The sequence below is a fragment of the Acinetobacter piscicola genome (assembly GCF_015218165.1).
GTDB lineage: Bacteria > Pseudomonadota > Gammaproteobacteria > Pseudomonadales > Moraxellaceae > Acinetobacter > Acinetobacter piscicola_A.
The window spans coordinates 2,634,347-2,648,763 of record NZ_CP048659.1 but is presented as its reverse complement, the minus strand read 5'-3'; the positions used below and the strand labels follow the sequence as shown (position 1 = coordinate 2,648,763).

Here is a 14,417-nt window from a genome sequence, read left to right as displayed (position 1 = left end):
AGGACTAGGCATCCAAATTTGAAATGAAAGGAGAGTTTTGATGCTCATAGATGAGCGAAAGTGGGTATTTTTGCCCAGAAAGTGCATCTTGTACAGCTTTAATCACCAATGGACTACGGGCGCGGGCTGACTCGATGAGTTCGTCAAGTGTCATCCACTTTGGTCCAACAATGCCTGTATCAAGCTCGGCTTCTGGGAAATAATCTAAAACATGGGCTAAAAAGCAAAATCTAAAATAGGTGCGGTCAGGAAACATCGGAGGTGTATACGTATACATACCGAGTAAAGCGTCTACTTCGACTGCATGACCTGTTTCTTCCATGGTTTCACGAATTGCTGCTTGTACAATGGATTCACCGCACTCGACATGTCCTGCGGGTTGGTTAAATACCGTATGTGTTACACCTTCCGTATGTTCTTCAACAAAAAGGAATTTTCCATCTTTTTCTACAACTGTAGCGACAGTAACATGAGGAGTCCAAGAGGTCATAACCAAAACCATGGGAAATAAAGCGCTATTCTACAAAATTTAGCCCTTGATGGCTATGTTTGCATTCATTTGAAATGGTATTTAAAAATTACCAATTGATTGGTAGATAAAAAAGAGCAGAGGGTTAGTCTGCTCTAAAAGATTTAGCTAGGAAATAAATGTGCAAGAACATTATTATTCTGAGTCTTTATACAAATATGCATAACTTGCATAACAGCAAGTGATAAAAATTAAACAGCAGATAAAACCCACCACCATGTCAGGGTCGAATACCATACTGATACAAGTAATGAAACAGAACACAAAACCTAAAATCGGTACGATGGGAAATAACGGCGCAGCAAAACCTAATTCTTCTTTACGACGACCTGATTTATACCATTCACGGCGGAAATTAAACTGACTCCAACAAATACTCATCCACACGACGACCATCGTAAATGCCGCAACACCAAGTAAGTTTTTGAAAATGGTTTCAGGTGCAAAATGTTCAGACAATAAACCCGGTAATGCCCCCAGCATAGTGACCATAACTGCAATATAAGGAATACCACGTGCATTCAGTTTAGAAAAAACAGTCGGCAGTTGTTTTTTTGCAGATAATGACCACATCATGCGAGAGGCTGCGAATAAACCTGAATTGGCAGCAGATAACAAGGCGGTAATGATGACGAAACGAATAATGTCTTCTGCATATGGGATACCAATATGATTAAAGACGGTGACAAAAGGACTACTGCTGACACCTTCTGCATTTAAACCTGCCATTTCATGCGGTAAGAGCGCACTAATCACAATGATTGTTCCGACAAAGAAAATCAATAAACGCCAGATAGCAGTATTGATGGCTTTGGGAACATTTTTTGCAGGATCTTTAGTTTCACCTGCTGCAACACCAATTAACTCTGTGCCTGAAAATGCAAAATTAACAATCAGCATGGTGGTAAAAATAGGAATTAGCCCATTAGGAAACCAATCATTACCCGTTAAGTTGCTAAATAATGGCGCGGAACTATAACCTTCATAATTGACCAGACCAAAGATTGCTAACAAGCCTAATACAATAAAGGCAATAACCGTGATGACTTTGACCAAAGATAGCCAAAATTCAGACTCAGCAAACCAACGTGTTGAACTCATATTGAGACCAAACACTACGCCTGCAAAAATAATCGTCCATAGCCACATAGACACTTGTGGAAACCATTCCTGCATCAATAATGCTGCAGCGGTAAATTCAGTGCCTAGGGTTGCTGACCATGTGAGCCAATATAGCCATGTCACCGTATAACCTGTTGCAGGGCCAATATATTTTTGTGCATATGTTCCAAATGAACCTGATTCTGGCATATGCACTGCAAGTTCACCTAAACATAGCATCACCATATAGGCGATGATCCCACCCAAAATATAAGAAATAATGGCACCAATCGGTCCTGTTTGTGCAATAACTTCACCTGAACTTAAAAATAAGCCCGTACCAATGGCACCACCCAGTGAGATCATCACCAAGTGTCGCGTGCTCATAGCACGTTTTAATGGTGCAGAATGTCCTTGATTTGGAGCATCATGCTGTGTGTGAGGTGACTGCATAAAAGTAATTTAGCTAAATAACGAAGCGCAACATTGTAGGTGTTATTGATGCAGAGTTCAAAGAAGAATTGATAAAGTAAAGACAATTGTCATTATTGACAAAGAGGAGTTAACGATTATGAGTGAATAATCATTTGGAAATGCGAGAACATACACAAAGAATGAATGATTAAATTCATTGCGAGAGATTTAAAAATAAAAAAGCATGAATACTAGAATGCTTATGTATTAAGCACAGTATATTAGATATATGGCGACCCTACGGGGATTCGAACCCCGGTTACCGCCGTGAAAGGGCGATGTCCTAGGCCTCTAGACGATAGGGTCAATAAGATGAGGCGTACCTTTGAATTTAGAAACTAAACCATGAATTAATGGCGACCCTACGGGGATTCGAACCCCGGTTACCGCCGTGAAAGGGCGATGTCCTAGGCCTCTAGACGATAGGGTCGTTTCAGAGGTGGGCGTATATTAGGGTGGATATTTAAAAGTGTCAAATATTTTTCTGCATTTAAAATCAAAAAAATAAATAACTGTTTAAAAATAAAACAATATTCACAGCTTTAAAGCATTTGAGTTTAAAAAATACCTATTTTAGGGTGTCATCTAAGTTGTGAGTGATACATCCATTGCTTATATATTGCATCAGTGACAACACTACACTTAAAGAATATGCTGTTGTTCTCAAGGTTTTATTCAGATATTAGTATTTTGTGGAACGACACGACTGCGTGAAAAATCTGAGCGCTTGATTGTTATTAGGTAATTTTTTTGATTGTATGTGACCGATGATACCAAGCTTATCGGCATGTTTGCTTTTTAAGCAGATTCCTGTAACAAATGGATAAATTTTTATCGGTTTTAAAGGCAGATCAAAGTGGTTAAGTTAACGAGTTAGATAAAACCACTCGATCACGTCCCCTTTGCTTAGCAAGATACATTGCCTCATCAGCAACTGCAACCAATGATTCCCACGTACTATTTTGTGTTGGGATGCAGCAGTGTACACCCACGCTAATGGTGATATTTAATTGTCGTGTTCCATCTAAGTCCACCATGATCGAACGAACATGATGACATAGACGTTCTGCTAAAATATGTGCTTCATCTAATGTGGTATGAGGTAAAAGTAGAATAAACTCTTCACCTCCGTAACGGGCAGCTAAATCCATTTCTCGGCATTGTTGTCTTAATATTTGTGCAACGACTTGAATGACACGGTCACCTGCTAAGTGTCCATATTCATCATTAAATTTTTTAAAGTGGTCAATATCAATTACCATTAAAGACAAGGGGGTTAGCTGCTTGGATGCTTGTAAGGTCGCTTCTCGTATTGCTTCAACTAGCGTAGCGCGATTAGGGAGTTGGGTTAAATAATCAAGCCTTGCTTTATCTTCTTCAATTGCGGCTTGACGGTCTCGAAGCATAATTAAAAAACCAAATGACATCACCACCATTTTTAAAAATAAAATTAGACAAATTGCCCACATCGCTAAAATATCTTGTGTAGAGGCTTGTATTGTAAATTCAGGATTTGGGCGAGCTGCTATAAACATAAGGGGGAGTATTGTGGCAAGATGAATTAAGGCACCACCGCTGACCAACAGCCAACCTGTACCAGGGGTCCGTGAGCGCATGCGAAATAAAACCAAAATGGTATATATGGTTTGTAATACGGTGATTACACTTTGCAGCATGTTAAACCATGCAATATTTTGGGGTAGACAGCTTATGGCTAAAGTAAGCGTGGCGAATATCGGAATTAAAATAACAGCACAATCACGATTCCATTGAGTACTTTGGCAAAAGCGTTCTAAAGCGACTGTAAAGGTTGCAATCGCAAAACTGATGAATAATTTGGAAATGACAGGAATGACGAACCATTCCAATATATTTTGTAAAAGGAAACTGATGTAAGCAAAAGCATATAATAAAGTGCTTATCACAGCCCAAGACATGCCTTGTTTCCAATAGTGCTTGCCCAATGCCCACATCACCCATGACACTGTAAAAGCTGTCAATGCTGCCATACTAAATGCAGTTAAAAAATCAGGGGATGGTAGGTTCATTGTGCGACCTAAAGACACGAGTTTATAGAGCATATAATTTTACTTCATGTAATTTTTTTTTATAAGATAATGATTTTTTTAATTTTTATAATTTGATGCTGTTATATTTTATTGAAATTAATGTGATTTTCGTTGCAATAATTGATCAATTTTTTGCACTGCTGTTATATTCAATATGCATGTTTAGTCTTTCGCTGTGCGTATGGTATTTTGTGTCATAAATTGAAGTATTCAATCATTTTATTGTCAATAGCTTGATTAAATAATGTTGTTGATATCAAAAAGCCCATCTTTTTAGATGGGCTTTTTATTTTAAGCTATATATTTTTAATTAAGCTTCAATAGTTTGCACTGCAATTTTCTTCGCAGGATCAGTCTTGCGACGTACTTGTGGAACAGGCTCACCATAATATTGACGGTCTGCAAAATAACTTGAACGCACCATTGGCGCTGCCCAAATGTTTCTAAAACCAAGCTTTTGACCATGTGCTGTATAACGCTCAAACTCTTCAGGCGTGACAAAACGGTCTATCGGTGCATGTTCTTTCGAAGGTTGTAAATACTGACCAATGGTCACATAGTCCACGCCATGTGCGTGAAGATCATCAAGCAAAGCAATGACTTCTTCTTCAGTTTCACCAATTCCCACCATCAAACCACATTTGGTTGGAATTTCAGGGCAGTATTCTTTAAACATTTTTAATAAGTTTAGAGAATGCTGATAGTCAGAACCTGGACGCATGGCTTTGTACAAGCGGGGTACAGTTTCAATGTTGTGATTAAATACATCAGGTGGACATTCAGTCATGATGCGTAAAGCCACATCCATACGACCACGGAAGTCAGGCACTAAAATTTCCAATAAAGTTTTAGGACTTAAAGCACGAGCTTCTTTAATACAATCGACAAAATGTTGCGCACCTCCATCGAGGAGATCATCACGGTCTACAGAGGTAATCACGGCATATTTTAAACCAAGATTGGCAATGGTTTCCGCCATGTGACGTGGCTCATCAGGGTCAAGTGCATTTGGGCGACCATGTGCGACATCACAGAATGGACAGCGACGGGTACAAATATCACCCATGATCATAAAGGTTGCAGTACCACCACCAAAACATTCAGGGAGGTTGGGACAAGCTGCTTCTTCACACACGGTATGTAATTTTTGAGCGCGAAGTGTTGTTTTGATACGCTGAACTTCATCAGGCGCAGCCATTTTCACCCGAATCCAGTCTGGCTTTCGAGGTGCTTCAACCGTTGGTACAACTTTTACAGGAATACGAGCAACTTTTTCTGCACCACGTAATTTTACACCCTGTTCAGGTTTACGGTTTTCTGACATATTCAACTTTTCCACTGTTTTTGACGGTAGGTATTTCGCTATATTATAGCGGAATTGGAAAATGAAAGGGTAAAAACACTATTCATTTTCTAAATGTAGTTATCACAGAATATATGCATGGGAAATACAGAAAATTATGTGAGTTTAGTTCATAATATACATTGCATATAGACAGAATTCGGAAGGAGCTTTGAATGCCACGTAAAAAAGAAGTCGTTAGTGGGAATTATGTGAAATACGATGCAGTCGTACTTGGCTCAGGTCCTGCTGGTGAAGGCGCGGCAATGAAGCTTGCTAAATCCGGTAAGCGTGTTGCAATTGTGGATGTGCGTGAGCAGTTGGGTGGTAACTGTACTCATGTCGGCACAATTCCAAGTAAAGCACTGCGTCAAACGGTATCGAGTATTATTCGTTACCAGCGTGATCCGATGTTTAAAAAGGTTGGGGATTGGAAACAATTCACCATGAAACAAGTATTGCGTAATGCACATAAAGTGATTCAACAACAAGTCGATACGCATTCACGTTTTTATGACCGTAATAATATTGATGTATTTCATGGTCAAGCCTATATTCAGGATAAAAATACAGTCATCATTTTTGGTGAAGATGGCATTAAAGAAACATTAGGTTATGGTCAATTGGTTGTAGCAACAGGTAGCCGTCCATATCATCCACAAGGTTTAGACTTTAATCATCCTCGTGTATTTGATTCAGACAAAATTTTAGACCTTGATTTTACGATTCATAAAATCATTATTTATGGTGCGGGTGTGATTGGTTGCGAATATGCATCGATTTTTATTGGTCTAGATCATAAAGTTGACTTGATTAATACCCAACATCAACTTTTAAGCTATTTGGATGATGAAATTGCTGATGCCTTGTCTTATCATTTGCGTGAACAAGGTGTATTGATTCGCCACAATGAGCAAATTGACCATTTAGAAACCTTTGATGACCATGTTGTACTGCATTTACAAAGTGGTAAAAAAATCAAAGCAGATGCGATTTTGTGGTGTAATGGTCGTTCAGGGAATACCGATGGCTTAGGTTTGGAAAATGTAGGGATCACACCAAACAGTCGTGGTCAGCTTGCTGTGAATGATCAATACCAAACTGAAGTTGAAAATATTTATGCGGCGGGTGACGTCATTGGTTGGCCATCTCTTGCATCGGCTGCCTATGACCAAGGTCGCTGTGCTGGTTCAAATATGTCTGGTGAAAAAGACATTAAACCCGTGAAGGACATTCCAACAGGAATTTATACTATTCCTGAGATTTCATTCTTTGGTAAGACTGAAAGTCAGTTGACTGAAGAAAAAATTCCATATGAAGTGGGGCAAGCATCATTCCGTCATTTAGCGCGTGCACAAATTACGGGCGATACCGTGGGAGAGCTTAAAATCTTATTCCACCGCGACACTTTGGAATTATTGGGTGTGCACTGTTTTGGTAATAATGCAGCTGAAATTATTCACATCGGTCAAGCCGTGATGCAAAGTGGAAATAACACCATTAAGTATTTTGTTGAAACGACATTTAACTATCCAACGATGGCTGAAGCGTACCGTGTAGCGACACTCAATGGTATGAATCGTTTATTCTAAAACGATTTTAAAATTTTTATATCGTATTTCACCCGTAAGTTTAGGCTTGCGGGTTTTTTATGAATTGAGTACAACCATTAGCGTCTCACAAAAAATAGAAGATGTGCACAATACTATGACCATTCAATCTGTCATGATTCAAGGCTTTCGTTCAGTTCGCAAGCTTAACTTGCCCTTAAAACAATTAAATATCATCAGTGGTGCAAATGGTTGTGGCAAATCTAATCTTTATAAAGCGATGCGTTTGTTGCATGAAGCAGCCAATGGACGCTTATCACAAGCGATTGCTGAAGAAGGCGGGATTCAAAAAGTAATGTGGGCAGGTGGTCATCGAGTAGGAGATCGGGCGAAAGATCCAAAACGAATGATTTTAGCTGTAGACATGCAATATTATGAATATCAGATAGAAATCGGTTTTCCTGAGCCATTAATTAGTTTATTTGCTTTAGATCCATTGGTGAAAAAAGAAAACATTTGGTTGAGTGGCTATCAACGTCGCGGTATGAGTGAGCTGATGCAACGGGTTAATCAAGCTGCATTTTTAAAAAATGTTGAGGGTGAAAAAATGAGTTACCCGATGACGTTAACGCAGGAAGATTCTATCTTTGGACAACTGTCTGATCCACATTTATATCCTGAAGTGTCACAAGTACGAGAAAGCATGAAAAATTGGCGTTTTTATCATGAGTTTTCGGTGAGTACTCATTCTCCGATGCGGATCCCTCAGGTGGGTATTCGATCACCTGTTTTGGCGCATGATGGTGCAAATTTGGCAGCGGCTTTTGAGACTTTACGAGAGCGTGGGCAAACAGAAACTTTATATGCGATATTAGAAAAAGCATTTCCTAATACTCAGTTTTATGTGGAAGAATTGGGTGGACGTTTTCAAATGATGATGAAGCGCGAGGGGATTTTGAGACCTTTGGAAAGTGCTGAATTTTCAGATGGGACATTACGCTTTTTGTGTTTAGCAGTGGCATTGCTGAGTCCACGCCCCCCCAACTTTATGGCATTGAATGAACCTGAAAATAGCTTACACCCTGAGTTGTTACCTGCGCTGGCGATGTTGATTGCTGAAGCGAGTCAGTTTACTCAATTATGGGTGACAAGCCATTCATCTGATTTGGCTAAAATGATTAGGCAATATCGTGAATTTCAACATATTGAGTTGGGTCAGAAAAATGGGGAAACGGTTGTTACAGCTGTATCAGGATGATAATCAACCTGCCAAGACAGGTTGATTATTTTATTACATTTGATCTAATTTTAAGCGAGTAAACCACGTTTAAAATCTAAAAATGCCTGTTGAATTTCAGCTTCAGAATTCATCACAAATGGCCCATGAGCAACAATGGGTTCATGAATGGGCTCGCCACTGGTGATTAAAATTTTTGCATCTTCGAGACACTCGATTGCAATTGAATCGGCATCATGGGTTAAATATACAGTTTGCATGCCTGAAAACTCTTGTTCATCAATTTTTACTTTGCCACTTAAAACAAAAATAATATTGTTCCAAAGGGGATTAAACTCAAAGTGTTCAACAGCATGTTGATTTAAACGCACATCTAACAGATTGATTGGGGTGAAAGTGTGAGCTGCCCCTTTGACGAAGCGTTGTCCATTCACATATTGACCTGCAATAACACGCACAATGCCATGGTCATTCGCAAGTTGAACTTCGGGAATATTTTGCTCAGTTAGCTCTTGATAACGTGGTTCAGTCATTTTTGCATGACTTGGTAAATTTACCCAAAGTTGTACCATATCTAAATCACCGCCTTTTTTGGCAAAATCTTTGGAATGATGTTCTTCGTGCATAATGCCTCGACCCGCAGTCATCCATTGCACTTCATTTTTGCCAATTTTACCTTGATTGCCTTTTGAATCATGATGTTCAAGTTCACCATCATAGACAATAGTCACTGTTTCAAAGCCACGATGCGGATGCATACCTACACCTCGCTGATGTGTAGTAGGTGTAAAAGCATATTTACCTGTATAGCCCATCAAAATAATAGGACTAGTGGCAGTGCTGATTTCGTGTATAGGTAACATTGAGTGGGTTGGGAAACCATCACCGACCCAGTTGCTACGATGACTGGTATATACTTTTTCAATAGTTTTCATTGTAATATTCTCAAATCTATATTTCGCTTAATATTTATTATCGAGGTATAAAGACAGGATTAAAGAGCGAAAATAACAACAGATTTTTCTATTTATAGGATAATGAATGCAAAATCTCAATGACTATTACTATTTTGTTCAAGTTGTTAAATATCAAGGTTTTACAAAAGCAAGTGAAACGTTGGGGATAACCAAGTCCAAACTATCTAGACGTATTTCAGATTTGGAAGCTCGTTTAAAAATTCGTTTGATTCAACGCAATACTCGACAATTTACAGTCACTGAGGTTGGGCAACAATTTTATCAATATTGTCTAAAAATCTTAGATAATGTGGATAACGCTGAAAATTTTATTCAAAGTACCTTGTCAGATGAGCCAACAGGTTTGGTGCGTATCTCATGCCCAATCGCATTGGTTGAAATGCCTGTGGGTGAGATGATCGCTGATTTTATGCAGACCAATACGCATGTACGTGTAGATTTGGTGGCAACGAATCGACGGGTAGATTTGATTGCCGAGGGAATTGATCTTGCGATCCGTGTCCGTAATACACCTTTAGATGATAGTGATTTGATTGTACGAGAATTAGATGCATGGGAACATGCTCTCGTGGCAAAGCCTCATTTGTTTCAACACCTGGCGATTCCACAAAGTCCAGAAGATTTAGCACAATTGCCAAGTATTGGTTTTCATGCAGCAAAAGCCATGTGGACATTACATAAATGTGGTGAGGCTAATCTTTTTCATGATATTGAATTTCAACCCCGATTGAAAACTGATAATTTTAGTGCAATGAAAGCCGCCGTATTAAAAGGGGTGGGTATTGCATCTTTGCCACGCGTATTTGTGCATGAGGAGTTAAAACAAGGGACTTTAATTGAATTATTACCTGAATGGCATTTACCAAAAGGTGTGATTTATATTGTTTATACTTCTCGTTTGGGCATGTTACCTGCGATAAGAGTGTTGTTGGAACATTTACTTACGGCGTTTAAGGACTTGAAGCTTGAGTCGTGAAGAGATTTAAAATTTATCAAAAAAGCCTGAATGACAGACACTATTTGATGTGTTTGCCATTCACATGATCATCTTAATGCGCACAGAATGCCATATTAAAATATTCAAAAAGTTCAGGCGTATTTAGCCAAAGCACTGCGGAAAGAGTGAATAAAAAAATTAGCCCAAGTGTGATGCTCAGTTTTAACCATGAAAATGCGTTAGTCATCGACCACAGACTCCTCATTGACAAAGAAATGAACCATTACCCCGAAAACACTCAAGACAATTGAACAAGCCCACATCATATTATAATTACCTGTTAAATCATGATTCAAGCCACCTAGCCAACCACCAAAAAATGAGCCAACTTGATGGGTGAAAAACACGATGCCACTGAGCATGGTTAAATATTTAACCCCAAACATATTGGCCACAATGCCGTTTGTGAGGGGAACCGTCGATAACCATAAGATGCCCATGATGATGCCAAAGCTATAAATTGTCCATATACTCAGAGGTAACATCAAAAACGCGACAATTGCGATACCACGCAAGCCATATAACCACATCAGTAAATGTGGTTTAGAAAATTTATCGCCTAAATAACCTGCACCATAAGTTCCCACGATATTAAATAACCCAACCAAAGCGAGGAAAACAGTACCATTAGAGGCATCAAAACCATGATCGACCAAATATCCAGGCAAATGAATGCCTAAAAATACCACCTGAAAACCGCATACGAAAAAGCCTAAAGCCAAAAATAAAAAGGGTTTATGGGAAAATGCAATTTTGAGAATTTGTTTAAATGTCAAAGCAGGTTGAGTGATTTTTGAAACTGTAGCAGGGGCATTATACGTAGGTGCTTTGAGCATCCATGCTAAAGGAACGATGAATGCAACTAAAATAGCACTGATCACCAAGGCAGATGACCAACCCACATTCTTAATCAATAATAATGTGGTCGGGAGCATGATGAATTGCCCAAAAGAACCTGCAGCACTGGCGATTCCCATTGCCATGCCACGTTTACTTGGGTGTGCAGCACGTCCCACCGCAGACAATAAAACCGAAAATGAGGTGGCAGAAAGTGCAAGTCCAATAATCAATCCAGCACTTAGATCAAGCAGCCATGCTTCGGAGCTGACAGACATCAGGAGTAGACCGATGGTATATAAAACACCACCCACAGCGACCACGATTTTACTGCCATATTTGTCGGCTAATGCACCTGTGAAAGGTTGCACAGCACCCCATAGGAGGTTTTGCATGGCGATAGCAAGGCTAAATACTTGGTGATTCCACTGAAACTCATGACTCATCGGAACAAGATATAGCCCAAAACCGTGTCTCACACCTAATGACAAAGCGAGTATGAAAGCACTGCCAATCAGCATATAAATTAAGGGTTTAGAAAATTTAGTTTCATCAATAGTGTGTGCAGTCATACAACATCCATGGCATAAGGCTGAATAAATTGTATCGGATTCATCACTTTAAAACGACAAAATAAAAATTTAATAATCAATAAAATAAAGTTATCTAGAATATTATGTGGGTGAGGCAAGGGATTTAATTTTTACCTGCATGTATGTTTATCATTTAAGCGACTTTGTCGTGATTTGATTCTTTTAATTTTTCGATGAGATGGGCGTAGTGTAATCTTCTTTAGAAATGATCAGCCTAAGATGAGGTGAATTTTGCAATCAAAACGCCTCATCTATTCCTCTTATTTTGGTTAGATCATCTATTTATTCATAACCTTAGAAGCGATAACCTATTCCTGCATAACCTAAAATGGGGTTAATTTCGATATCGGTTTTAGCATTGATCAGTTCACCTAGTTTTTCATCTTTAACCGCAATGTTTGCTTCAGCGGTCAGTTGTGCATAACTCACAGAGCCCACTGCAAACCAACGATCATTAAAATCATAGGTAAAACCTACAGTGGCTACAGGTGCAATGACATCATTTGCATCCAAACTAACTTCAGGTTTTGCCTGACTTACTTTGCCATCAAGGGCTGAACCTGCTTGTCCTTGTTTAATATTTGCGATCATATGTCCTGCATCAATCAAATCTTTTTCTAGACTTGGATTCATTTCCAGTTCATTAAAATAGGCATACATCACACCTACACCAATATAAGGACGGAATTTATTGACCCCTGTTTTGCCAAAATGATATTGCAACTCTGCAGCAGGTGTCCACGCTCGGGCTTCGGCAACTGCACCCCCATGATTTTCTAAATCAGTGATGAGCAAATTATTTTTCATATCAATTTGGGGCAGTGGAATGCCAATAACCTCAGGTGTCGCTGATGCTTCAAAAGGGGCATAAATTTTTCCTTTACCTTGAATGTCAACTTTTGGGGGAATACCTGCTTTCACTTCTAAGGAAATATGGTCAGTCAAAAAATAATTACTCATTAAGCCTAAAGTGGTGACATCATCTGCCTCCAAACCTGTTCCAGCACTTTCCCATTGACTTAAGCCATGGATTTCAGCCGTACCACTCAAAGCACCCGGCAAAGTATCCATGCCTAAGCCATCTAGAAAATTGACAAAGATTGAAGATAAATTGGGGTCCATATCTGGATCCATATTGTTTTTGACGGAATCAATGGAGATGTCCCCAACTTTGGATTTTTCACCTTCTTTGACAGCAGTATTGATTTGAATAGGCTGTGCTTTGCCTTGAGGCATGACGTGTAAAGCGCCCACCGATACGGAAAAACGCTTAAAGCCATCGCCATCTTTTAAGCTGAAATAAGGAGAATCGGCATAAGACCATGTTGAGAATAGAGGAATGCTACTCATAAAGCATAAAAGTACTTTTTTCATAAAATGGACTCCATGTCCGCTGTTACTCATTGTTATCAGCTTCATTATTTGATTGTTTTGCGGCAGAAGAATGTTGCATTTAACAAGGACTTTATTTAATAAATGTTCTCGTTTTAGGGCTTTTGTTGATGAATTCCTTAATTTTTATAAGGCTTTGTAATGATGTTACAGTTAAATTACATTGTAAAATTCACATGATTATTTTTTCAATATTTTGAAAAATAGATCATTTAACCAATATACACACGCTAAGCAATAAAAAAGGTCACTTAAAAGTGACCTTTTCGACCTAGTGACGAGCAAAACTAGTCAATGACAATCGAATTGTTCAATTTATTGGCCAAAACGAGATAAATCTTCTTCAGGACGAGCAGTCAGCACTTCAATGCCTGTTTTAGTCACTAAAAGGGTATGTTCATATTGTGCAGATAAACTATGGTCTTTGGTAACGACTGTCCATTTATCACCAAGTAGTTTAGTTTTCCAGTCGCCGCCATTGATCATTGGTTCAATAGTAAAGGTCATGCCTTCTTCTAAAATCATCCCAGAGTTTGGCTGACCATAGTGCAGCACTTGTGGTTCATCATGGAAAACTGTACCGATCCCATGACCGCAATATTCACGTACCACTCCAAAACGCTCTGACTCAACATATTTTTGAATCGCAGCGCCAATATCACCAATCGTTGAACCAGGTTTAACTGTTTCCATACCTTTATACATGGCTTCTTGTGCCACTTTACATAAACGTTCAGCAAGAATAGATGTTTCACCACCCACGATATACATCATGTTGGTATCGCCGTGATAACCATCTTTAATGACAGTGACATCAATATTTAAAATGTCACCTTTTTTCAAAATTTTTGATTCTGACGGAATACCATGACAGACCACATGATTCACTGAAGTACAAATCACATGTTGGAATGCAGGACGACCAGGTGCTGCACCATAGCCTAAACATGCAGGAATGGCATTTTGTTTATTGATAATCCAGTCATGACAAATCGTATCCAATTCAAGTGTCGATACACCTGGTTTGATATGCGGTTTGATCATATCCAGAATTTCGGCTGCAAGTCGTCCCGCCACACGCATTTTTTCAATTTCATCTGCGGTTTTGATTAAACGACGGGGAGCTTCGTAAGTACTGTTCATGATCTTTAAAAACTTTTGGAAATTTGTATGTGACTATGGTATAAATAGCCGCCCAAATTATCAAATGCTTTTCGTTACTTTCTCAATGAAAGTCAGACGGGAAAATTGATTAGGGTAATTTAAAAATCCGCACATATGTCGACACATTGCTCTGGGTGCCTTTGTTTTTTAAACCT

General features: G+C 39.0%; 11 protein-coding genes and 2 tRNA genes. 3 read left to right on the top strand and 10 right to left on the bottom strand.

Going from position 1 to position 14,417, the window contains the following annotated elements; translation table 11 throughout:
* Nucleotides 1-4: 4 nt before the first annotated feature.
* The 6 genes from G0028_RS12995 to lipA all read right to left on the bottom strand — a co-directional run bounded on the left by G0028_RS12995 (nucleotide 5) and on the right by lipA (nucleotide 5,497).
* Nucleotides 5-490, bottom strand: coding sequence for an NUDIX hydrolase (locus G0028_RS12995; RefSeq protein WP_130074751.1), 486 nt, complete (start codon nucleotides 488-490; stop codon nucleotides 5-7).
* 174 nt (nucleotides 491-664) lie between these two features.
* Nucleotides 665-2,083 carry an amino acid permease gene (locus G0028_RS12990; RefSeq protein WP_180045599.1) on the bottom strand — a complete coding sequence of 473 codons (1,419 nt, stop codon included), beginning with the start codon at nucleotides 2,081-2,083 and terminating at the stop codon, nucleotides 665-667.
* A 251-nt stretch (nucleotides 2,084-2,334) separates the two neighbouring features.
* A tRNA-Glu gene (locus G0028_RS12985) sits at nucleotides 2,335-2,410 on the bottom strand.
* Nucleotides 2,411-2,458: 48 nt separating this feature from the next.
* Nucleotides 2,459-2,534 (bottom strand) — tRNA-Glu (locus G0028_RS12980).
* 430 nt (nucleotides 2,535-2,964) lie between these two features.
* The gene (locus G0028_RS12975; protein ID WP_180045600.1) at nucleotides 2,965-4,152 is read right to left on the bottom strand and encodes a sensor domain-containing diguanylate cyclase; all 1,188 of its coding nucleotides are present in this window, start codon (nucleotides 4,150-4,152) and stop codon (nucleotides 2,965-2,967) included.
* Between the two features lie 331 nt (nucleotides 4,153-4,483).
* Nucleotides 4,484-5,497 (bottom strand): lipoyl synthase, encoded by a 1,014-nt coding sequence (gene lipA, locus G0028_RS12970; protein ID WP_130074754.1) that lies wholly within the window; start codon nucleotides 5,495-5,497, stop codon nucleotides 4,484-4,486.
* A 194-nt stretch (nucleotides 5,498-5,691) separates the two neighbouring features.
* Here lipA and sthA point away from each other — a divergent pair, with 194 nt between their 5' ends.
* Nucleotides 5,692-7,107 carry a Si-specific NAD(P)(+) transhydrogenase gene (sthA, locus tag G0028_RS12965; protein WP_130074755.1) on the top strand — a complete coding sequence of 472 codons (1,416 nt, stop codon included), beginning with the start codon at nucleotides 5,692-5,694 and terminating at the stop codon, nucleotides 7,105-7,107.
* 115 nt (nucleotides 7,108-7,222) lie between these two features.
* A complete protein-coding gene (locus tag G0028_RS12960) occupies nucleotides 7,223-8,323 on the top strand; it encodes an AAA family ATPase (RefSeq protein WP_180045601.1) in 1,101 nt (366 codons plus the stop codon).
* Nucleotides 8,324-8,373: 50 nt separating this feature from the next.
* On the opposite strand, the gene G0028_RS12955 is transcribed toward G0028_RS12960, so the two are convergent.
* The gene (locus tag G0028_RS12955) at nucleotides 8,374-9,237 is read right to left on the bottom strand and encodes a pirin family protein (protein WP_180045602.1); all 864 of its coding nucleotides are present in this window, start codon (nucleotides 9,235-9,237) and stop codon (nucleotides 8,374-8,376) included.
* Nucleotides 9,238-9,343: 106 nt separating this feature from the next.
* On the opposite strand from G0028_RS12955, the gene G0028_RS12950 reads away from it, so the two are divergent.
* Nucleotides 9,344-10,255 (top strand): LysR substrate-binding domain-containing protein, encoded by a 912-nt coding sequence (locus tag G0028_RS12950; RefSeq protein ID WP_174492295.1) that lies wholly within the window; start codon nucleotides 9,344-9,346, stop codon nucleotides 10,253-10,255.
* A 200-nt stretch (nucleotides 10,256-10,455) separates the two neighbouring features.
* On the opposite strand, the gene G0028_RS12945 is transcribed toward G0028_RS12950, so the two are convergent.
* The 3 genes from G0028_RS12945 to map form a co-directional block, all read right to left on the bottom strand.
* Nucleotides 10,456-11,685 (bottom strand): MFS transporter, encoded by a 1,230-nt coding sequence (locus G0028_RS12945; protein WP_180045603.1) that lies wholly within the window; start codon nucleotides 11,683-11,685, stop codon nucleotides 10,456-10,458.
* Between the two features lie 315 nt (nucleotides 11,686-12,000).
* Nucleotides 12,001-13,080, bottom strand: a complete 1,080-nt coding sequence (locus G0028_RS12940; protein WP_180045604.1) for an OmpW/AlkL family protein — start codon at nucleotides 13,078-13,080, stop codon at nucleotides 12,001-12,003.
* 333 nt (nucleotides 13,081-13,413) lie between these two features.
* Nucleotides 13,414-14,241 carry a type I methionyl aminopeptidase gene (gene map / locus G0028_RS12935; protein WP_180045605.1) on the bottom strand — a complete coding sequence of 276 codons (828 nt, stop codon included), beginning with the start codon at nucleotides 14,239-14,241 and terminating at the stop codon, nucleotides 13,414-13,416.
* Between the last annotated feature and the right edge of the window lie 176 nt (nucleotides 14,242-14,417).